The organism is Flavobacteriaceae bacterium, from assembly GCA_003443635.1.
Taxonomy (GTDB): Bacteria; Bacteroidota; Bacteroidia; order Flavobacteriales; family Flavobacteriaceae; genus AU392.
The window spans coordinates 498,172-521,822 of sequence record CP031964.1 but is presented as its reverse complement, the minus strand read 5'-3'; the positions used below and the strand labels follow the sequence as shown (position 1 = coordinate 521,822).

The following is a 23,651-nucleotide window of genomic DNA, read 5'->3' as shown; positions in this document are numbered from 1 at the left end:
AATTTTGTACTCTTAATAAATAAGAATGATTAAAAATAATTGCGAATTAGCTTAATTTGACTAATCCATCTAAAAAATAAAATGATTATAATATGCTCTGTTCCGGAGGTGGAGAAAAAATTTGCTTATATACTGAATTGTATGTGTTTGAGTATACACTAGATATCAATTCTTGATTAAAATTAGTGAAATATATTTCGTTATCACTTATTTGAAATACCTTAATTTCAATATCTTTTGTTGATTCTTTACCTGTTTTTTCTTCTTCTTCTGAGTCAAAAAACACAGATACGTCACAGCTATTTTTAGAGAAGATCATTACAGTAGGTAATGTAATAACTCCAAAAAGTATAACAATAAATAACGTAGCAATTAAGGTTCTAGATAACATATTAAATTAATATGAGATTGCAAATATATTATTTGAAAAAAAGAATTTTGTTAATTAATCATTAAAAAGCATTTAGCAATCTGATATCCTCGCTAGGGATCCAACCTGTTTTACCATCAGCAATTTTAATTTTAAACCAATTGTTATCAAATTTTTCTAAAACTTGCACTTTTGTTCCTTCATGAAGTTTAAAATTTTCTTCACTTCTTAAATTTGGTTCAGCTTTAATTTCACTTTCTTGAGCAAATACAATTGCTGGTTTATTTTTTTGTTCATAATTATATTTCTGAAATGCAAAAAACAACGTTATTAGCATTAACCCTAATGAAGTAACGCTACTTAAAAACGCAATGCGTTTTCTCACAGTTTCAAATGAAAAATAATATCCTAAAAAAAACACTACAAATAAGAGTACTAATAAAACAGATAGTTTTGCCCATCCATCAAAACTAAAAGAATTAGTAATAGTTTTCATTGTTTTAGAAAACCCAATATCAGGGATTTCCTCAATAGCATCAATAGTCATATTTCTTGCAAATGCTAAATTGTTTTTAATATCCTCATCGTTTGGCGAAAGCAACAATGCCTTTTCGTAATAATAAATACTTTGTGCTGTATTATTGAGTTTATAATAAGCATTGGCTATATTAAAGTAAAGCTCTGCAGAATGTTCTCCTGTTTTTATAACAGCTTCATATTTTTTTATAGCATCTTGAAACTTTCCTTCGTTATATAAATCATTACCTACATTAAATAAAGCATCATTTTGTGCAATAGTAACAACACTAAATAAAAAAATAATAATATATATAATTTTCTTCATCTGTTTTTACTTTTAAACATTAACGCATTTGTTTATCTATTGTAGCAATTACATTCGCAGCTTTTTCATAATCTTGTTGCATTTCTACATTAGTAAATGGTGTGTATCTAGCCAATTCACAACTTTGGAGCAAACTATTAAATTCTGTTATCGTATCTCTACTAACTTTTCTTTTGTCCAATAAATCTTCAATCTTGTCTTTACTTAGGTCACTTGTTTCTATATTTAATTTATACTTTAAATAGTTATGAAGTGCGCGTTCCATCGCATTATAAAATGCTTCTTTCTTTCCTAAAGATTTTTTAGCTTCTCCTAAGTATTTTCGAGTTAATTTATTAGCTTTTCTCATTTTATTTCCAACTACATCATTATCTCTCTCTTCTTTCTTTTTACCAATAAAAATTGCTAATGGAATTACTAAAAATGGGGTTAGTAATAAAGTCCAAAACAAATTGGTTTTAAAAAATTGTGATGACTGTATAGCTATAAAGCTCGTTTTTGTTTTAAAAGATGCAAATTGATTACTTGTAGATGTTACTTGTTGTTTATTTTTATTAGGTAGTGAAGAATTAGGTTCGTTTGATGCTATTATACTTCCTGATAAGTCTTCGGTAACATTAACCACAATTTCTTTAGATGTTAATGTTTTATATTTTTTTGTTTTTAAATCAAAATATGAAAACTCAACTGGTGGTATTGGATACTTACCTTGTGTTGATGGTACAATAGTATAAGCATCAGATATATTACCTTGCATCCCACCAAGGTTTGTTCGCACGTTCTCTTTATGTTCTGGCTCATAAACTTCCAAACTGCTTGGAAGCTTTAATCCTGGTAATTTAAATAGCTTTAAGTTCCCTTTCCCAGTAACTTCTAATTTAGCTAATAACGCTTCAGTTGCTTTTAATTCTGACTTATTTGTAGTTACTTTAAAACTAAAGTCTCCTACTGCACCTGTATAATTTAGCGGCTTCCCTTCCTCTGGTAATGCTTTTACATTAATTTCTCGATTGCCTGCACTAATAGTTCTTTGAACTGTTTTACGGATTCGACTTCCAAAAATATCTCTTCGACTTGTAGGAACGCTAACAAATACATTTAAAGTCAAAGGCTCTATATTTAGTTTTCCTGTTTTTTGAGGATATAATACTGTTTTTCGTAATACAACATATCTATATTCTTCTCCTTGATAAGTGCCATTTTCAAGTTTAAGTTCTTTAACTTCAATATCTTGACTCCAGAAGTCATTATACCTCGGAATATCTATATTATCCCATTTATCTACACCTGTACTAGGTGAAATATATAGCTTATAAACAACTGTAATTGCTTCATTTAAATAAGGGTTGGATTTAGAAACCTCAGCTACTAAATGGATATTCTTTGAAGCCAAATAATTAGGGTCATTGGGGTCTTTTGGAAGCTCTACAGCGGCAGTAACAAAAATATCTAAAGGTAAAGTTTTATAAGTTTCACCTTCAAATTCAATTGTAGCTTGGGTAATTTTAAAGTTACCTCTTTTTTTAGGTGCTAATATATAAGTATATGTTTTGGAAAATGAGCGTTTACCATTAAACCAAGAATTGCTAATTGATTGACTTGGCCCTCCAACGACAGTAAAGTTTTCAAAGGTAGGTGGATTAAAATTATCACCATCTTTGTCCATTATAAAATCTATACGCAAGCGTTCATTGACACCTAGTTTTTTTTTACTGACTTTAGCTTCAAATGTAACTTGAGCAGAGGCAAAACTCGTTAATAAAAATGCAATTATATAAAACTTTAATTTCATCTTTTTTTTACCAATCTTTTTCAGTTTTCACTTTAACACCTTTGGTTTTTTTTGCATTTATTTTATCCTGAACTTTCTTTTCTTGATTATTCATTGCTTCCAATAAATTCTTCACCTGTTGAGGTGACAATTTACCAGGTTGAGGCTGTTTTGGCTGAGGTTTTTGATTCGGATTTCCATCATTTTTCCCTTCATCTTTTGGTTTACCATTTTCATCATCTTTATCATTCCCATCTTTTTGATCTTGTTGATCATCTCCTTCACTATTCTGATCTTCTTTATTTTCTCCTTCATCTTTGTTTTTTTCATCTTCATTATCTTTGTCTCCATCTTTTTTTTCTTGTTCATCATCCCCTTCTTTCTTTTCATCATCTCCTTTTTCGTCACCACTACCTCCTCCTTGTTGTTTAGCGCATTCTTTTGCTAAAGCTAGATTATATCGTGATTCTTCATCCGTAGGATTATTTCTAAGTGCATTTTTAAAAGCTTCAACTGCTTCTTTACATGATTTTTGTTGCATCAGTACATTACCAATATTATGATAAGCTTTATGTTTTTCATCTTTAGTAATTGCATTTTTTACAGCTTCTAAATGGCGTAATAACGCTTCATCATAATATCCTGTTCTATAATATGCATTTCCTAAATTATAAGCTCCTACAGCATTAGTTTGTACTTCAGAAATTGCTTTTCTGTATTCTTTTTCTGCAGAAACAAAATCATCATTAAATAAGGTATTTCCTTCATATACAAAATCATTAGATTTTTCAAGCGCTTTATCTTTTTCTTTGCCTTGAGCAAAAATAAACGTACTTACTAATAATAGGATAAAAGTTAAAACTTTATTCATTTTATTAAATTTCTTTAATTGTATTATAAATTTATATCGAATATTACTAATTTTTTTAATGTATCTCTCATAAGTTTTCGTTAAATAAATTTAAGCGACTTAACCAAGCAGTCTTGCGTTCTAGCAAAAATATGTCTATCAATAAAAAGAAAACCCCTAAGCCCAAAAACCATTGAAATTGATCTTTAAACTCTGCAAATTGCTTTGCTTCAAATTCTTTTTTATCTAGCTTATTTAAAATTTCACGAATAGTTTCTATAACATAATTTGTATCTCTTCCATTAATATATTCTCCATTTGCTTCGTTCGCAATATTTTGAAGCGTGTCTTCATTTAATCTAGTAATAACAGTTTCGTCGTTATTATCTTTTTTATAGTTTAAAACAATTCCATTTCGCTTAATAGGTATAGGTCCTCCTTTTATGTCTCCAACACCAATAGTAAATATTTTAATGCCTTCTTCTGCAGCTTCTTCTGCAATATCTGTAGCAACATTATTATGATCTTCACCGTCAGAAATTATAATAAGTACACGATTAGTTTGATCTTCGTCATCATAATACGTTCTTGCCAATTGAATTGCTTCATCTATTGCTGTTCCTTGAGAGGAAAGCATATCTGTATTCATACTTTGTAAAAACAATTTTGCAGATGCATAATCAGTTGTTATTGGCAATTGTGGGAATGCTTTGCCTGCATAAGCGATGATCCCTACACGATCGCTCGCCAAATTATTTATAATCTGTGCCACCAATTGCTTTGATTTCTCTATACGATTAGGTGCAATATCTTCTGCTAGCATACTTTTAGAGACATCTACTGCAAACACTATATCAACACCTTCACGTTTAACTGTTTCTAGTTTCGTTCCTATTTTAGGGTTTACTAACGCAATCGCCAAGCAAGCAAAAGCTAAGTTTAACACAATTAGTTTTAAAATGGGCTTAAATAATGACTTCGTAGGCGTTAAGCGTTTAAGTATTTGTTTGTTTGCAAATTTACTTTGGGCATGTCGTTTCCATAATTGAAGTGCCAAAAAAAACATTACTATTATTGGAATAATTAATAGTAACCAAAACCATATTTTTTCTTCTAATTGAAACATTTTTTAATTATATAAAACTTCTAAAAATTGTAAAGCGCAATAATGCTTCTATTAATAATAATGCTATTGCAATTAATGCTAAAGGGCGATACTTTTCTTCATAGTTGTAAAACTTAAACTCTTCAACATCTGTTTTTTCTAACTTATCAATTTCTTTATAAATTTCTTTTAGTTTTTGATTATTATTCGCTCTAAAATATTGTCCCCCAGTTACACTTGCAATTTCTTTAAGTAGTTCTTCATCTATTTTTACTTGTACTCTTCCATATTGGAACCTTCCATCTGGTAGCTGCTGTATTGGAGATAATGCCATGCCATTAGTTCCTAGTCCTATTGTATAAGCTTTTATACCATATTCTACAGCCAACTCACTAGCAGTTTTTGGGTCTATAAATCCTGCATTATTTTCGCCATCTGTTAAAAGTATAATCACTTTACTTTTGGCTTTACTATCTTTTAATCGATTTACTGCCGTAGCCAATCCCATTCCTATAGCAGTTCCTCCTTCAATAATTGTATTATATTCTACACTTTTTAATGAATTTAATACAATAGATTTATCGCTTGTAATTGGTGTTTTAGTATAACTTTCTCCTGCATACTCCACTAAACCTATACGATCGTTAGGACGGCCCAAAATAAATTCTGTTGCTACAGATTTTAATGCCGATAATCGGTCTGGTTTCAAATCTTTTGCTAGCATACTTGCAGAAACATCTATTGCCATAACAATATCTATACCTCTTGTAGTCTTTGTTTTTGTAGAAACATCTACAGTTTGTGGTCGTGCTAAAGCAGTTATTAAAAATGCTAATGCCAAAACTCGTAATACAAACATCAGATGTTTTAATTTTGGCAACCAAGAACTTCCAACTTTAAATCCTTTTATACTTGATATTTTAAGTTCAGGTGTTTGCTCTTTATTCTTAAACACATACCATAGAATTGCTAATGGAATTGCTAATAGTGCCCAAAACATTTGCTTATTTAAAAATTCTATGCCTTCTAACATCTATTTATCTTCTTCTTCAAGTTTAATTAATTCTATCGAATCCATAATACGATCTATCAATTCTTGTGCATAATCGTCATCAGATCTCCAAACTAATGCTATTTGCTGTAATAAGTTTTCAGAAGTAAATGCTAACAATATATAATTTCCTTCTTCTGTATCTCCATTATTAGTTGGGAGGTTCGCTGTCCCAAAGTTTTTTAAGCCTTCTGCTCCATTAGGCGTAATAAATTGCTCTGTTTTAACAATAATATTCTTAACACCTTGTTCTTCCCAAGATTTTATAACATCTTCAGAGGCCTGTACAATATTTATTTCTGGTTTTTCAGGTTCTTGACCATTCTCTTGTAATGGATCATTAGGATCTGGAGTTTGAGGTAAAAATTTAGTGGTACTTGTTTTTATATAAATATTATCTGTTAGTTCTCCAAGACCAAATAGTGATATCTCAATTTTATCTTTAAACTCTTCTGGTATTTCCGGAATTAATCGCTCTAAAACTTGAGGGGTATATACTGTAATCCCTGGAGCGCCATATTCACTTAACACCCACTCTTTCCCTTCTAACATTTTTTTAGTTGGATGTCCAAAAATACTATCCTTAACATACCCAAAACCATATTTAAATCCAAAGCCTAAAAATGTGCCAATTAATAATAATCCAGCAACGGTAGCTGTAATAATTATTTTTTGTCGTTTTTTCTTTTTTGCTAATTCTTCTTGGTATTTTAAATCTTCTAAAAGCTCTTCTTCTGTAGGTTCAGGGAGTGATTCTTTAACATGATCTATTTCAGAATCAACTGTATTCCTATCCATTTTAGCCAGTTCAATATCTGGTTTAGATTTTGCAAATTTTACTAAATCTGCTCTTCGTAAAATACTCTCAATATTAGAAATTGTACCTTTATCTAAATCAATTTGATTGCCCTCTCTTAAAAGTTGTAATCTATTTATAAGTTCTTCTGTGGTACTTTCTAAAGAGTGATCGTATACTTTTTCATCTAAGTATTTTCTAATAATTCCTGTTAACTGTGAATAGTATTCTTTTATTTCTTCGTGTTCTAAATAATTTGATTCATCTAATTGTTGTAATGCTAATTTTGCTCTCTCATAAGGGGGAAGTAATGCAACTTTTTCTTCTTCTGTTAATGGTTTTTCCCTCCAAATAAACCAATACAACAAAAACGCAATTGCTCCTAATACCAAGAGTATTAGTAATACATATAACCACCATTTACTCGGTGATTTTTTAACTTCTAAAATTGGTTTTATGTCATATAATCCTTGTTTTGTAGTATCAACTACTACTGTATTAACTTCAACACGTAAGGAGTCTGTATATATGGTTTTATCTCCAATTACAATTTTTTGTTGTGGAATGGTATAAGCTCCCGAGTCGAATTGAGTTAAACCATAACGCTTTATTAACTCGTATGTAGCATTGATTTTAGTTGTATCTACTTTATACGATTCTATAACTTCTAAAGGCAAAAACGTTTGCCCTTCTGGGAATACAACTAAATCTGTAGTATCTGCTTCAATTTTAATTTTATAAGTAATTTGTTCTCCTATTTTTATAGATGTTGAATCTATTGAAGATGTTACTTGTTGTGCCAATGAAAATAAAGAAAAGAGAACAAAGAAAATAAGCAATGTAATTGTTTTATGTTGCTTTATTTCAAATTTTGTATATGGTATTTGGTAACTCATTATTTGATTTATCCTCTTCGTTTAAAATAGCCTAATAATTTTTTGACATAGCTTTCATCTACTCTGCAATCTATTACCCCAGCTCCAGACTTAGTAAAACTATCTTTATAATACATCACTTTTTCTTGGTAAAATTTACTGTAATTAGCACGTACTTTCTTTGATGCTGTATTTACCAACATCAATTCTCCTGTTTCCTCATCTTGCATTTGTACCATTCCTAAATTAGGAATTAACTCTTCATGTTTATCATATACTCTTATTCCTGTAACATCATGACGTTTTGAAGCTATCTTAAGTGTCTGTTGGTATTCGTTTGCAATAAAATCTGAAAGAATAAATACAATAGCTTTCTTTTTCATCACACTCGATAAAAATCGAAGTGCTTCAGCAAAATTTGTTTGCTTACTCTTAGGTTTAAATTCTATTAATTCACGAATTATACGTAATACATGCGATCGTCCTTTTTTTGGCGGGATATATAGCTCCACTTCATTAGAGAATAATATTAGCCCTATTTTATCATTATTTTGTGTTGCAGAAAACGCAAGTGTAGCAGCAATTTCTGTAACTACCTCGTTTTTAAATTGTTCTTCTGTACCAAAAAGTTCAGAGCCTGAAATATCAACCATTAGCATCATTGTCAATTCACGCTCTTCTTCAAATACTTTTATATATGGTTCGTTTGTACGCGCTGTCACATTCCAATCAATATTACGTACATCATCTCCAAATTGATATTGGCGTACTTCACTAAATGTCATACCTCGACCTTTAAAGGTCGAATGGTATTCGCCTCCAAAAATATGATCAGACAACCGACGCGTCTTAATCTCAATTTTTCGTACTTTTTTTAGTAATTCTTTAGTATCCATTTCTCAATTTATGATTGTAAACCTTTGATTTATGATTTTCGTTTAAATATCACAAATCGTAATTCGTTATTCTTAAATTAGAAATCTTAAGGTACTTCTATCTCGTTTACTATTTTACTAATAATCTCTTCAGAAGTAATATTTTCGGCTTCGGCTTCATAGGTAATACCTATTCTATGACGTAAAACATCATAAATCACAGCACGAACATCTTCAGGAATTACATATCCTCTTCGCTTAATAAATGCATAACATTTAGCTGCTAAAGCTAAACTAATACTTCCACGAGGTGAAGCTCCAAAAGAAATTAATGGTTTTAATTCTGCAAGTTTATATTTTTCTGGGTAACGTGTTGCAAATATTATATCAAGAATATATTTTTCAATCTTCTCATCCATATATACCTCACGAACAGCTTTTTGTGCTCTTATAATTTGCTCTACAGAAACTACTGCATTTACTTTTTCAAAAGCACCTTTTAAATTTGCTCTAACAATTAATTGTTCTTCAGCTAATTTAGGGTAATCTATTACCGTTTTAAGCATAAAACGATCTACCTGAGCTTCTGGCAACGGATAAGTTCCTTCTTGTTCTACTGGATTTTGAGTAGCCATTACTAAAAATGGCTTGTCTAATACAAAGGTTTCATCTCCAATCGTAACTTGTTTCTCTTGCATCGCTTCTAATAAAGCAGACTGAACTTTTGCTGGCGCTCGATTAATTTCATCTGCCAGTACAAAATTTGCAAAAATTGGACCTTTTTTAATTGAGAAATCATTCTCTTTAATATTATAAATTAATGTCCCCACAACATCTGCTGGCAGTAAATCTGGTGTAAACTGAATTCTGCTAAAGCTTCCATCTACAGCCTGAGACAATGTATTAATAGCCAATGTTTTTGCTAATCCAGGCACGCCTTCAAGTAAAATATGTCCTTGTCCTAATAATCCTATAAGTAAGCGTTCGATCATATATTTTTGACCAACAATTACCTTATTCATTTCTAGAGTTAGTAAATCAACAAAAGCACTTTCTTTTTCAATTTTCTCGTTAATGGACTTAATATCAATTGTACTGTTATCTTCTATCATTTTCTATTTTTTTGAAGCGTGAATATAATACGCATTTTTAAACAACGCAAATTGTTATTTTTTTTTTGCGTGTGCTGTTAATAATTGGTTAAAAATTATAGCTTTAAGAAGGGTTTATGATTATTTAGTTTTCTAATTTTATTGCGTTAACTTACTATTACAAATTTATAGCGTTAATTAGTTTTTGTATTGTCAAACTAATTTTATACAAAAAACATCGCTTTTAAAAAAATAACAGAAAAACTAATGAAAAAAACAGCATTAATCACTGGAGCTACCAGTGGTATTGGTAGAGCTACAGCTCGAGAATTCGCAAAACACAATATTAATTTAATTCTTTGTGGAAGACGTCAAGAACGTTTAGATAATATAAAAGCTGATCTAGAAAAACAAACTGAAGTTTATACTCTAAATTTTGATGTTCGTGATAAAGATACTGTTATTGCAGCTATTGCATCTCTACCTGAACAATTTAAAACAATAGATATTCTTATTAATAATGCTGGTAATGCTCATGGGTTAGATGCCATACAAGATGGTGTTTTAGACGATTGGGATGCGATGATGGACATTAATGTAAAAGGGCTTTTATATGTGAGCAAAGCGATTATTCCACAAATGACCGAAAGACAATCTGGACATATTATTAACATTGGTTCTTCTGCAGGGAAAGAAGTATATCCTAAAGGAAATGTATACTGCGGTAGTAAACATGCAGTAGTTGCTATCTCCGAAGGAATGCGTATTGACTTAAATCCTTATGGAATAAAAGTAGGTACAATTAATCCTGGTTTAGTAGAAACTGAATTCTCTGAAGTGCGTTTTAAAGGAGGTTCTATTGCAGATAGCGTATATAAAGGTTATAAAGCATTACAAGCAGAAGATATAGCAGAGATTATTTATTTTGCAATATCTCGACCTCCACACGTTAATATTGCAGATGTATTAGTGTTTTGCACAGCTCAAGCAAACAGTACAACAGTAAAAAAGGATCTTTAAATTTGAATTAAGGAGACTCTACTTTTACAATAATAACAGACTATGATTAATAAACGCTTGCTTATTAAAAATCTACTAGCTCACAACGATGAGAATAGTTTTTATGATAAGAAGCGAAAAGTTTCAATTAGTTTAAAAGAAGGGAAGGCTAAATTTTTAAAACATATTTGTGCCTTATCTAATAGTAATCCTAAAAATAATTCATACATCGTAATTGGAGTTGAAGACGAGGATAATACGATTATAGGTGTCGATTTTTTTGATGACAGTAAGATTCAAAACCTTATTAATGCTTATTTAACCAACCCTCCAATCGTACAATATGAAAACATTCCATTTCCACATTTACCTGACGACAAAGTAGTAGGATTGGTCACTATCCGGCCTATGGGTGAGCTTACATCTTTACGAAAAAATATTTGGAAATATTATGGTGGTTCTGTGTTTTTTAGAGATGGTAGTATGAGTATGCCTAAGGTATTTGATATCGAAATAAAAGATGTCAACTCTAAAATTGTAGCAGCTATTGAAAGTCATGCTCAAAATAATATTGAACATACTTTAGATGGTGTTTTCGACTTTATGAATAAACGTAAAGATTACGAACCACAATACAAAGTATTTAAAGAGTATTTTGTAGTTTGTTGGGCTGGACAAAAAAAAGTAGTAAAAAATGAAGTATTTTTCTCTAGAGTAGATATCGAATTGATAAACGAACAAGTACGTCTCTTTTTTTCAACTCTAGATGAAGTCTCTATTTCTTATGACAGTGATACTTTTAAGATTATTGAATATGTAAACTTGGGCCTTCAAGATTCCTATAAATACTATCCTCTTGAAGAAACTATAATTCATTTTAACAATAATGCAAGTTATACTATAAATTCAAAGCTTTTATTCGAACCTCCTCAGTTTGACAAGCGAATATTACATCATATATACAATACGAATAACGTTATTTTAGAAAAATTAAAAAAAGGAACTGTACTTAATAGTAGTGAAAAAAATGATTTAATAAATCTTCCAGCTACATATCTTATTTGTTACTTAAATTTGTTTCATGATGCTATTGACAAGCTTGTTGAAGCTAAACCTTATTTAAAATTATATGATAAAAATGTATATATAAATTATAAAGAATCTTTGAGGATTTTAAGGAAAGTAAAGTACAGTTAATCGCCAAAATTCGCACTTTATAAATATGCTTTACCATTCATATAGAAATATTTACCGTTTGTATAATTTTTTCTAATCAAAGTATTTTTCAATTTACATTTACACTGTATTAATTGCTATTAATCAACAAATAGTTGCCTTGTTTTATCATTGGTTTGATAAAGCAAGGTTTTTTTATTTCTGCTTTTTAAAACAAGTAATATATAAGATATAATTGAGGTAAAAACCCTAGTAATGAAATATAAATTTTATGCTTCGATTTTCTAAAAATTAATAGTAAAAGAAAAGGAATAATAACAAATACTACAGTCATTAGTATAACTAAAATCCATTTTTCAGTTATATAGTCTAAATTCCCTGAATCATAATCTAGTTATGCTATTATATTAGTAAGAATAAAGCTAATTCCAAATAAATATAAAACTTGAGCTTTTTTCATTCTCGTTTAATTGCATTTACAGGTCAAATTTAATTCCTTGAGCTAAAGGTAATTCAGTTGTATAATTAATTGTATTCGTTTGACGACGCATGTATATTTTCCAAGCATCAGAACCTGATTCACGGCCTCCTCCTGTTTCTTTTTCACCACCAAAAGCACCACCAATTTCTGCCCCAGAAGTTCCAATATTTACATTAGCAATTCCACAATCACTCCCTGCTACAGATAAAAAACGTTCCGCTTCACGTAAGTTATTTGTCATGATTGCAGACGACAATCCTTGAGCAACTTGATTTTGAATTTCTATAGCATTTTCAACATCTCCAGAATATTTTAATAAATACAATACTGGCGCAAAAGTTTCGTGTTGTACTATTTTAAAATGTGCTTCAGCTTCGGCAATTGCTGGCTTTACATAACAGCCGCTTTCATAACCTTCTCCTTCTAAAACTGCGCCTTCAACCACAATATTACCGCCTTCTTCTACAACTTGTTTAAGTGCCTCATTATACATTGCTACTGCATCTGTATCAATCAACGGTCCTACATGATTATTTTCATCTAAAGGGTTTCCTATTCGTAATTGCTGATAAGCATCAACAATAGCATTTTTTACTTTATCGTAAATACTATCATGTATAATTAAACGACGTGTTGATGTACAACGTTGTCCTGCAGTACCAACTGCACCAAAAACAGCTCCAATAACAGTCATTTTTATATCAGCTTCTGGAGTTACAATAATCGCATTATTCCCACCTAATTCTAATAGTGATTTTCCTAAACGTGCTGCAACAGCTTGAGCTACAACTTTACCCATTCTGGTAGAACCCGTTGCAGAAATTAATGGGATTCTGTTATCAGTAGTCATCATTTCACCTACGCGATAATCACCATTAATTAGGTTACAAATTCCTTCAGGTAAATTATTGGCAGCAAACACTTCTGCTGCTATATTTTGACAAGCAATCCCACAAATTGGTGTTTTTTCTGAGGGCTTCCATACGCAAACATCTCCACAGATCCAAGCTAAAGCTGTATTCCATGCCCAAACGGCTACCGGAAAATTAAAGGCAGAGATAATTCCAACAACGCCTAATGGATGATATTGCTCGTACATACGATGGCCCGGACGTTCAGAATGCATTGTTAAACCGTGAAGTTGGCGTGATAATCCTACTGCAAAATCACAGATATCAATCATTTCTTGAACCTCACCTAAACCTTCTTGATAGCTTTTCCCCATTTCATAAGAAACCAATTTCCCAAGAGCTTCTTTCTTTTCTCGTAATTTTTCTCCAAACTGACGAACAATTTCACCACGTTGTGGAGCAGGCATCGTTCTCCATATTTTAAAAGCAGATGTAGCAGCATTCATTACATGTTCATAATCAGCTTTTGTAGTGGCTTTCACTTTAGCAATTAATTGACCGTCAACTGGTGAGTAGCTTTCAATAATATCTCCGTTAGAGAAATGATTAGACCCTGTTGAACTTCCTTCATTTATAGAGTTTACTCCTAATTGTGTTAAAGCTTCTTGTATTCCAAAATCGGTAGAAACTGCTTGCATATTTATAGTATTTATATTCTTTAATAATAGTGGCTAAGATACTAATTTATCATCTGTCTAGGTATTAAAAAAATATAATTAGCAGCCATCTTCTATGTTTAACTATTTTTGGCAACATGTAACATCTTTTTAATTTTATTATCACTATATAAATGCCTTTTTTGAAATATCTATTTCAAAAACAATTAATTAATTTTATTATGATAAACTTTTTTCGTCGTATCCGTCAAAATATGATTGAGGCCAATAAAACAAGTAAGTATTTATTATATGCTTTTGGGGAAATTGTGTTAGTAGTTATTGGCATTTTAATAGCCTTACAAATTAATAATTGGAAAGAAGATACATTAGAACGTCAAGAAGAATATTATGTCCTTAAAAGTTTGGTAATAGATTTAAATAATGACGTTGAGCTTTTAGAATTAAATATTAAAAACACTAATGATAGAAGAAAAAAAATTGATACTATATTTAAAATTCTCGCAAATCCATCTGATAAAGATATTTTTAAATTCACTCAACTACAATTTGAATTAATGACAGATGATTATTTTATATCTAATAGAGGAACTTATGATGAAGGAGTTTCTTCGGGTAAATTAAAATTTATAAAAAATAACCATTTAAGGGAAGCTATTTTTGATTATTACAGAACTGTTTCAAATAGTAGAAACGATGATAATTTACAATATAAAGTTACCAATGAATTTTTAATGCCTATCTTAGTTGAAGAGGTTTTGAGTACTAAACAAGCTTTAGAGTTTTTTTGGGGAGAAAAAAGTCAGCTCCCTTATTTAAATTTAAATGAGTTAGCAAAAAATAAGCGTTATTATCAAGCGCTTATTTATACTAAAGGTGATGTTTTTCAAGTAGATGAATGGGAATATTATAAGAGAATCGCACTAGAATTAAAACAAGAAATTGAAGGTGAATTGCAATTATTTTAAAAGATTAAGACGATTTTAACAATTAATCAAAGTCTAAATCATTAAAAATGAGCGTATCTTAATTAACAAGAAACAACCTACACTTTCTTTTTAGTTCATTTTCATCTAAATCCATCAATCTATGAAGCTTAAATCATCTTTTATTATTGCATTTCTACTTTTAGTAATTACTTCTTCTTGTAAAAAAAATAACACTCCAACCGATAATTTATTTAGATTTAAAGATTATATTAACCGTACAACGGCAGGTCACATTTCTATTGCAGAACCAATTCAAGTTAATCTAGTTAAAGAGGTTGAAAACTGGGTGATTGGTGAAGAGATTTTAGATAATGTTTTTAGCATTTCACCAAAAGTAAAAGGGAAGTTAATAGCAAAAAACAAGCAAACATTTAGTTTCATTCCTAATACTACTCTAAACCCTAATACTGAATATACCGTTTCTATAAATTTAAACGAAATCTATTCACGAGTTCCTTCAGAGTTTAAAAAATACACTTTTAAATTTAAAACCATCACTCCTAATTTTACTGTAAACACTAACAATTTACAATCTTATAGTAAAGAATGGCAATACTTAGAAGGTACAATTCGTCTTGCAGATATTGCTACATCTGAACAAGTAAAAAAACTTATTGAAGCTTCTCAAAACAATATCCTTCTTTCTATAAAATGGCAGGAAGCACATAAAAACTCAAAGCTATATGAATTTAAAATTGATAGTATTCATCGATTAACAGAAGATTCTAAAATCAATGTAAAATGGAATGGAACGGCAATTCAGTCTAAAAACAAAGGAGAAAACACTATTACTATTCCTGGGATAAATAATTTTACTATTGTAGATGTTAATGTAATACAATCACCTGAACAATACTTATCTATCAATTTTTCTGATCCTTTAAAAAAGCAACAAAACTTTGACGGATTAGTAACGATTCAAAATACAAAAAAACCAAAGTTTATCGTAAACGGAAATGTGCTTAAAATATATCCTGATACTCGTGTGGTTGGTGATTTACAAATAGATGTATTTCAAGGCCTCCGAAATACAGAAAACTTCAAGCTCAAGCATCCTTTTTCTGAAGTCATTTCTTTTGAAGAATTAAAACCTAGTGTTCGTCTTATTTCTGGGGGTACTATTTTACCTAATTCTCAAGATTTAAAATACAATTTTGAAGCTGTAAATCTTAAAGCACTCGATGTACGGATTATTAAAATTTACGAAAATAATATACTTCAGTTTTTACAAAGTGGAAATCTTAATAACAATCGTGATTACGATATTAAACGTGTTGGTCGTCGTATTGCAAAAAAAACGATTCGGCTTATAGAGAATGAAACCGAAAATACAGGTCGTTGGAAAGCCTATAGTATTGATCTATCAAAATTATTTAACGCAGATAAAGGCGCTATTTACAGAGTTGAATTAAGCTTTAAAAAAGAATATGCAATTTATAGCTGTAATACTGATACTTCTAATCGTTCTGAAGGTAATGATTTTTATGAGGACGATTATTACGAATACAACAATGATGTTATCTCTGGAAGTACTATTTCTGATGAAGATTTACGAGAAGAAGCATATTGGGATGATATTGTTTATAGTTATAAAAACAACAGATATAATTGGCGAGAACGTAATAATCCCTGTCATGAAGCGTACTATAATGAAGATAGAATAGTAGCTAATAATATTGTTGCATCCAATCTTGGTGTTATCGCAAAACGCGGCAATAATAGTTCGTATTACTTTGCAGTAACTAATATTCTAAACACTAATCCAGAAGCTAATGCTGCAATAGAGTTATTTAACTTTCAGAAGCAATCCATTGCAAAAACTACAACCAATGCAGATGGCCTTGCTGTTATAGATGCCGATAGTCATGCAAATTTCGCTATTGTCACTAAAGGAAATAACACGAGTTACATTAAACTAAATGACGGAAACTCATTGTCTTTAAGTAAGTTTAATGTGTCTGGAAAAACATTACAACGTGGGTTAAAAGGGTTTATTTATGGCGAACGTGGTGTTTGGAGGCCTGGAGATTCTATTCATCTAACCTTTATGCTCAACGATAATGCTAATAAACTCCCCAGTAACCATCCAGTAAAGCTAGAAGTTACTGATGCCAATGGAAAACTTGCTTACAAGAAAATTAAACAAGAAGGCGTCAATAATTTTTACCGCTTTTCTGTTTCTACAAATTCAGAAGATAAAACAGGAAACTGGAATGCAAAAGTATCTGTTGGAGGAGCTACATTTTATAAATCTTTAAAAGTTGAAACAGTAAAACCAAATCGCTTAAAAATTAAAGTAGATTTTGAAGATGCCATACTTAGTAACACAAAACCATTACAAAGTGAATTAAAAGTAAATTGGCTTCACGGAGCACCAGCAAAAAATATAAAAGCAGAAATTAAAGCTAAGTTTTCAAGTACTTCAAAAGGATTTAAAAACTATCCAAAATATATTTTTAATGACCCGACACGTTCCTTTAGGGCTGAAGATATTTCTATTTTTGAAGGCAAGGTTAACGGCGAAGGAATAGCAAAAATCTCTAAAAAATTAAATATTGGTAAGAATGCGCCTGGAATGCTAAACGTTTCATTTTTGACGAGAGCATTCGAAAATGGAGGTGATTTTTCTATTGATGCGTTTAGCAAATCTTATGCACCCTATACCTCCTTTATCGGTTTACGTGCCCCAAAAGCCAGAGCTTATGATTCGTATTATACAGATGAAGATCATCAATTTGACTTGGTGGTTGTCGATACTGAAGGCAAACCAATTCAACGCAACAATTTAGAAGTTAAAGTATATCAAATTAAATGGCGCTGGTGGTGGAGTTCTTCTTACGATGATTTAGCATCCTACCAATCCGATAGCTATCGAACACCTTTTATGACTAAAATTGTAAATACAAATGCTAAAGGTGAAGCTTCTTTTAAAATTAATGTTCCTGAAACCGAAAGCGGGCGTTATCTCATTCGTGTATCTGATCCAAAAAGTGGTCATGCTACAGGGAAAACAACTTATTTTTATAGAAACTGGTGGAAACGTCAAGGCAGCGGAAACAATAAAGAAGCCGCTAAGATGCTCGTGTTCTCTTCAGATAAAGAAACTTATAACATTGGAGAAACAGCAATAATCACATTCCCTTCTGGTACTGAAGGCCGTGCTTTAATTAGTATTGAAAACGGTACAGAAGTACTTCAAAATACTTGGGTAAAAACAAAAAAAGGAGAAACCATAACTGCTATCCCTATTACCAAAGAAATGACGCCCAATGTATTTATTAATATTTCATTATTACAACCACACTCAGTTTCCGAAAACGATTTACCGATTCGTTTATATGGTGTGATTCCAATTATAGTAGAAGATAAATCCACCAAATTAGAGCCTCAGTTAAAAATGCCAGATGTATTACGTCCTGAGCAAGATGTTACCATTGCTGTAAGCGAAAAAAACAAAAAAGCAATGACCTATACTGTAGCGTTGGTAGATGAAGGCCTGTTAGATTTAACTCGTTTTAAAACTCCTAGTGGTTGGAATGAATTTTATGCTCGTGAAGCTTTAGGGGTAAAAACCTGGGATGTATTTGATGATGTTATTGGCGCTTATACAGGTAGTGTAGATCAAGTATTTGAAATTGGTGGGGATGACACAGCTAATGCTGCAAAAAACAAAAAAGCAAATCGCTTTAAACCTGTTGTAAAATATCTTGGCCCTTTTAGTTTAAAAGCCGGTGAAACAAAATCACATCAAATTACTATTCCAAAATATATTGGTTCTGTACGAACTATGATTATTGCAGGAAATAACCATAATGCAGCTTACGGAAGTGTTGAAAAAACTACCCCTGTAAAGAAACCATTAATGGTATTGGCAACACTCCCACGAAAACTAAGTCCTGGAGAAAAAGTAACACTTCCAGTTACTGTATTTGCTATGGAATCTAAAGTGAAAAATGTATCGCTTCATTTAAAATTAAGTGATGGAATTCAGGTTATAGGAAGCAAAACACAAACATTAAATTTTGATAAGCCAGATGAGAAAATGGCATACTTTGAGTTGGATGTAAGCAAAGCTAACGGTGTCAATACCGTAGAAGTGATTGCCTCTGGAAATGGTGAAAAGTCATCTTATCAAGTTGAATTAGATATATTTAATCCAAATCCGATAAGTAATAGAATTACCAATGTTGTTTTAGATGCAGATACAGCACAAATCATCAATTTTTCAACCTTTGGTATCACAGGTTCAAATTCAGTACAAGTGGAATTCTCAACCTTACCGCCAATGAATTTTAGTGGGCGTCTAAAATATTTAATTCAATACCCTCACGGGTGTGTAGAACAAACGACATCAAGTGTATTGCCTCAACTCTTTTTAAGTGATATTTTTGATTTACCGTTTGATAAAAAACAAGACATTGATACTAATATAAAGCTCGGCATTAAAAAACTAAGTCATTTTCAAACAACTAGTGGTGGATTATCTTATTGGAGCGGACAAAGTACTCCTAACGATTGGGGGACAAGTTATGCTGGTCATTTTATGATTGAAGCCGAGAAAAAAGGTTATGTATTACCATTATCTTTTATGAGTAATTGGTTGCGTTATCAGAAAGAAACAGCAAGAAATTGGCGTCCTAGTTATCGAACATATAGAAATGATGTTGCTCAGGCATATCGTTTGTATACCTTAGCATTGGCAGGACAACCTGATTTAGCATCGATGAATCGTTTAAAAGAGTTTGAAGAATTATCCAATGACGGCAAATGGCGATTGGCAGCGGCTTATGCTTTAGCAGGGCAAAAAGAAGCTGCTACAGAAATAGTATCACGTTCTAATATTGATTTTTCATCAACACAATATGATTATTATACTTATGGGTCTACCGATAGAAATCGGGCAATGGCTTTGGAAACAATGGTATTAATCGATAATTCTAAAGTTAGAGAAACTGCCGAATATATTGCAAAACGGTTGTCATCAGACCGTTGGATGAGTACACAAACTACTGCTTATAGTTTAATGGCCATGGCAAAAATGGTTCAGAAAAATGGAGGCAAGGCATTACAACTTAATTACAGTTTAAATGATACCTCTGAGCAATCGATTAACACTAAAAATTCAATTGCACAACGAGAATTAAATATTAAAAAAGGAAGCAATTCAATTAAAATTAACAATCCAAAAAACACAGTGTATGTTCGTGTTGTAACTTCTGGAAAATTACCTTTAGGAAAAGAACTTCCAGAAAAAAGAGGATTGAGTCTTTCTGTAAATTATAAAGATTTACAAGGCAATACAATAGATGTGAGCAAACTACAACAAGGTCAAGATTTTGTAGCATCCATTACAGTTTCTAATCTTAAAAAAGAGCCAATAAATGATGTGGCTTTATCAAAGATATTTCCATCAGGATGGGAAATTGTAAACACTCGATTTACAGATTTTGGTAATGCTGTAAGCAATGATGCCGATTATACCGATATCAGAGACGACCGTGTTAATTTCTATTTTAATTTAGAGAGAAGTGGTTCTAAAAATAATAGCAAAACCTTTAATGTATTATTAAATGCTGCTTATTTAGGAACTTATTATTTACCAGGGACACAAGCTGAAGCGATGTATGATAATGACTATTTTGTAAGAGCAAAAGGGCAATGGGTAGCCGTTGAAAAATAACAAACATAAAACTAATATTAAAAAGATTCCTGCTTTCGCAGTAATGAAAAAACAATGAAAGATTTTAAACCATATTACGCAGTGATTTTTACTTCCACGCTAACCGAAAAAGAAAACGGTTATAATAAAATGGCAGAATTAATGGAAACTCTAGCCAAACAACAAAAAGGTTTTTTGGGAGTAGATTCAGCACGAGAAACTGTTGGTATTACAGTGAGTTATTGGGAAAGCTTAGAAGCTATTCAACTCTGGAAACAAAATGCAGATCATCTTGTTGCACAACAAAAAGGGATTTCAGATTGGTACAGTTGGTATCATATTAGGGTTTGTAAAGTAGAGCGAGAATATGAGTTTAATAAATAAATTCATTACAAACCGTTTTAAGAAATAGAATTGTTTCTCCATCAAAAGCAAATCGCAATGATGTAAAATTATAAAATTGAGATTCCTGCTTATACAGGAAATACATATGTTTAAAATAGTAAATTATATAAAATACCATAAGATAAAATCAGGAGTGATTTTCATTCTCTTGATTGCTTACTATTTCTGTTTACCCAAGCAATTATTTAATAATCCGACAGCTACCGTTATAGAAAGTCGAGATGGGCAATTATTAGGCGCATTAATTGCAAAAGATGGACAATGGCGATTTCCTCATAATGATAGTGTTCTAGAAAAGTTTAAACAATGCTTGATTTTATTTGAAGATGAATATTTTTACAAACACCCAGGATTCAATCCTATTTCTATTTTTAAAGCTCTAAAGGAGAATATCAATTCTGGTAAAGTAACGCGAGGAGGAAGCACATTAACCCAACAAACCATTCGTCTCTCTCGAAAAGGAACTCCCAGAACCTATATTGAAAAAATAAAAGAACTTATTTTAGCCACACGTTTGGAGTTTCGAGCTTCTAAAGAAACTATTTTGGCGTCTTACACAAGTAATGCTCCTTTTGGTGGTAATACTGTAGGTTTGGATGCTGCTGCCTGGCGATATTTTAATAGGAATGCAAACGATCTATCATGGGCAGAAAGTGCAACACTCGCTGTGTTACCCAATGCACCCAGTTTAATTTATCCAGGTAAAAATCAAAAACGATTGCTTATAAAACGTAATCGCTTACTCAAAAAATTATTAGATAACAAGACTATAGATAGTTTAACCTATGACTTATCTATTGCCGAAATATTACCTCAAAAACCCTATCCATTGCCACAAATAGCGCCTCATTTATTACAAAAAGTGGCCAAATCAGATTATGGGAAACGTGTAAGAACAACAGTAAATAAAGAATTACAGAAGCAAACAAACCATATCGTTTCTAATCATTATTTACAATTACGTCAGAATGAAATTTATAATATAGCTATACTTATTCTAGATGTAAGAACCAGAGAAGTGTTAAGTTATATAGGCAATTCCCCTACAGATAAAGCACATCAAAAAGATGTAGATGTTATTGATAAACCAAGAAGTACAGGTAGTATTTTAAAACCTTTTTTACATGCTGCTTTATTAGACTCTGGAGAGCTTCTACCAAATACTTTGGTTGCAGATGTTCCAACACAGTTTGCTAATTATAATCCTGAAAATTTTAATAGAGATTATGATGGTGCCGTTTCTGTAAAACGAGCTTTGTCTCGTTCATTAAATGTGCCTTCGGTACGACTATTACAGCAATTTGGACTGGATAGATTTTACCATTATTTATCGCAATTACAGTTTAAAGATATTAAACACAATGCAAATCATTATGGATTATCACTTATTCTTGGGGGAGCAGAAAGTAACTTATGGGATTTATGTAAAAGTTATGCTGCTTTATCATCTACATTAAATCATTTTAGTGATAATTCGAGTCAGTACTATACTAATGAGTTTTTAGAACCTACTTTTTCATTAACTAATTCTGTTGATTTTGGAGAGTTTACTTCAGAAAAAGTTGTTTATGATGCGGCTTCAATTTACCTAACCTACGAAGCAATGAAAGAGGTAAATCGCCCTGAAGGTGATGATAATTGGCAATTTTATGATTCATCTAAACAAATTGCCTGGAAAACAGGAACAAGTTTTGGGTTTCGCGATGCTTGGGCAATTGGTACAACCAAAGATTATGTAGTCGGTGTTTGGGTTGGTAATGCAGATGGTGAAGGAAGGCCTGGTCTAGTAGGTGTACAAGCAGCAGCACCGATATTATTTGATGTATTTAACATCCTCCCTAATAGCGAATGGTTTTCAACACCTTATGATGAAATGCAGCAAATTGAAGTTTGTACAAAAAGTGGGTATCGAGCTACTACTGTTTGCGAACAGGTTATTCAAGAATATGTGCAATTAAGTGGTTTAAAAACAAAGCCTTGCCCTTTTCATATTCTAACTCATTTGGATGAGAACGAACAATATCAAGTAAATTCTTCATGCGAGCCATTAACAAAAATTACTAATAAATCTTGGTTTGTATTGCCTCCCTTAATGGCTTATTATTACAGTAAAAAGAATCCATTTTATAAACAACTTCCTAATTATAGGGTAGATTGTTATGGAGAAAACGATATTGCTTTAGATTTTATTTATCCTAAGGAATCAACTAGTATTTTTCTTCCTAAAGATTTTGACGGCAGCACCAATGAACTTATTTTTAAAGTAGCTTATTCTAAACCTGAAGCAATTTTATTTTGGTATTTAAATGATAACTACTTAGGAGTAACCAAAGATATTCATGAGTTTGCTGTTTTGCCTAAAAAGGGTAAACATCTCATCACTGTGGTAGACGAGTCAGGGAATGATATCAAACGATATATTGAAATAAAATAATTATGCTACTCCTACTATGCGTTCCAAAGGAATTACTGTAGCTTGTTTTAGAATTACATATTTATTAGTAACACCCCAAATAGTAGTTTCTACACGTTTATAACCTTCATTATCTAAAAATAAAATACCAACTTTCTCTTGTTCTAGGTTACCTAAAGCCATAGCACGTTTCATCATAAGGCATCTTTCATTTTGATCTTCTTTAGAACTAAGGACTTCTTCTTTAGGAAATTGCAAGTATTTAATTTCTTCTTTGCTTACGGTTTCGATTCTAATACATTTCATAGCTTATATATTTATTTGTTATATCTATAAGTTATGTGGTATAATTCAAAGAATAATTACACAAAAT

The 23,651-nt window shown here is 31.2% G+C and carries 17 protein-coding genes; 6 read left to right on the top strand and 11 right to left on the bottom strand.

Annotated features, from left to right (window positions below; genetic code table 11):
- Window positions 1–85: 85 nt before the first annotated feature.
- From D1817_02305 to D1817_02265, 9 genes are all read right to left on the bottom strand, one after another.
- Window positions 86–391, bottom strand: a complete 306-nt coding sequence (locus D1817_02305; protein AXT18738.1) for a hypothetical protein — start codon at window positions 389–391, stop codon at window positions 86–88.
- Between the two features lie 61 nt (window positions 392–452).
- Window positions 453–1,214 (bottom strand): tetratricopeptide repeat protein, encoded by a 762-nt coding sequence (locus tag D1817_02300; protein ID AXT18737.1) that lies wholly within the window; start codon window positions 1,212–1,214, stop codon window positions 453–455.
- Window positions 1,215–1,233: 19 nt separating this feature from the next.
- Window positions 1,234–3,006 (bottom strand): protein BatD, encoded by a 1,773-nt coding sequence (locus D1817_02295; protein AXT18736.1) that lies wholly within the window; start codon window positions 3,004–3,006, stop codon window positions 1,234–1,236.
- Window positions 3,007–3,013: 7 nt separating this feature from the next.
- Entirely contained in the window at window positions 3,014–3,856 is an 843-nt protein-coding gene (locus D1817_02290; GenBank protein AXT18735.1) for an aerotolerance regulator BatC, read from the bottom strand.
- Window positions 3,857–3,923: 67 nt separating this feature from the next.
- Entirely contained in the window at window positions 3,924–4,961 is a 1,038-nt protein-coding gene (locus tag D1817_02285; GenBank protein AXT18734.1) for a VWA domain-containing protein, read from the bottom strand.
- A 7-nt stretch (window positions 4,962–4,968) separates the two neighbouring features.
- Window positions 4,969–5,973, bottom strand: coding sequence for a VWA domain-containing protein (locus tag D1817_02280; protein ID AXT18733.1), 1,005 nt, complete (start codon window positions 5,971–5,973; stop codon window positions 4,969–4,971).
- Window positions 5,974–7,683 carry a hypothetical protein gene (locus D1817_02275; GenBank protein AXT18732.1) on the bottom strand — a complete coding sequence of 570 codons (1,710 nt, stop codon included), beginning with the start codon at window positions 7,681–7,683 and terminating at the stop codon, window positions 5,974–5,976.
- 8 nt (window positions 7,684–7,691) lie between these two features.
- Entirely contained in the window at window positions 7,692–8,558 is an 867-nt protein-coding gene (locus D1817_02270; GenBank protein AXT18731.1) for a DUF58 domain-containing protein, read from the bottom strand.
- 86 nt (window positions 8,559–8,644) lie between these two features.
- Window positions 8,645–9,649, bottom strand: coding sequence for a MoxR family ATPase (locus D1817_02265; GenBank protein AXT18730.1), 1,005 nt, complete (start codon window positions 9,647–9,649; stop codon window positions 8,645–8,647).
- Between the two features lie 246 nt (window positions 9,650–9,895).
- On the opposite strand from D1817_02265, the gene D1817_02260 reads away from it, so the two are divergent.
- Both D1817_02260 and D1817_02255 read left to right on the top strand, forming a co-directional pair.
- Window positions 9,896–10,648: an SDR family NAD(P)-dependent oxidoreductase gene (locus tag D1817_02260; GenBank protein ID AXT18729.1), complete on the top strand. Its 753-nt coding sequence runs from the start codon at window positions 9,896–9,898 to the stop codon at window positions 10,646–10,648.
- A 42-nt stretch (window positions 10,649–10,690) separates the two neighbouring features.
- Entirely contained in the window at window positions 10,691–11,824 is a 1,134-nt protein-coding gene (locus tag D1817_02255) for an ATP-binding protein (protein ID AXT18728.1), read from the top strand.
- A 455-nt stretch (window positions 11,825–12,279) separates the two neighbouring features.
- On the opposite strand, the gene D1817_02250 is transcribed toward D1817_02255, so the two are convergent.
- Window positions 12,280–13,833, bottom strand: coding sequence for an aldehyde dehydrogenase family protein (locus D1817_02250; GenBank protein ID AXT18727.1), 1,554 nt, complete (start codon window positions 13,831–13,833; stop codon window positions 12,280–12,282).
- A gap of 152 nt (window positions 13,834–13,985) precedes the next feature.
- Between D1817_02250 and D1817_02245 the strand changes: the two genes are divergently transcribed.
- From D1817_02245 to pbpC, 4 genes are all read left to right on the top strand, one after another.
- On the top strand, window positions 13,986–14,780 hold the full coding sequence (locus D1817_02245; protein ID AXT18726.1) for a hypothetical protein: 795 nt from the start codon (window positions 13,986–13,988) through the stop codon (window positions 14,778–14,780).
- A gap of 121 nt (window positions 14,781–14,901) precedes the next feature.
- Window positions 14,902–20,481, top strand: a complete 5,580-nt coding sequence (locus D1817_02240) for a hypothetical protein (GenBank protein AXT18725.1) — start codon at window positions 14,902–14,904, stop codon at window positions 20,479–20,481.
- Window positions 20,482–20,535: 54 nt separating this feature from the next.
- Window positions 20,536–20,844: an antibiotic biosynthesis monooxygenase gene (locus D1817_02235; GenBank protein ID AXT18724.1), complete on the top strand. Its 309-nt coding sequence runs from the start codon at window positions 20,536–20,538 to the stop codon at window positions 20,842–20,844.
- 106 nt (window positions 20,845–20,950) lie between these two features.
- A complete protein-coding gene (gene pbpC, locus D1817_02230; protein ID AXT18723.1) occupies window positions 20,951–23,299 on the top strand; it encodes a penicillin-binding protein 1C in 2,349 nt (782 codons plus the stop codon).
- Here the strand turns inward: pbpC and D1817_02225 are convergent, their stop codons facing one another.
- The gene (locus tag D1817_02225; protein AXT18722.1) at window positions 23,300–23,584 is read right to left on the bottom strand and encodes a hypothetical protein; all 285 of its coding nucleotides are present in this window, start codon (window positions 23,582–23,584) and stop codon (window positions 23,300–23,302) included.
- Window positions 23,585–23,651: the final 67 nt, after the last annotated feature.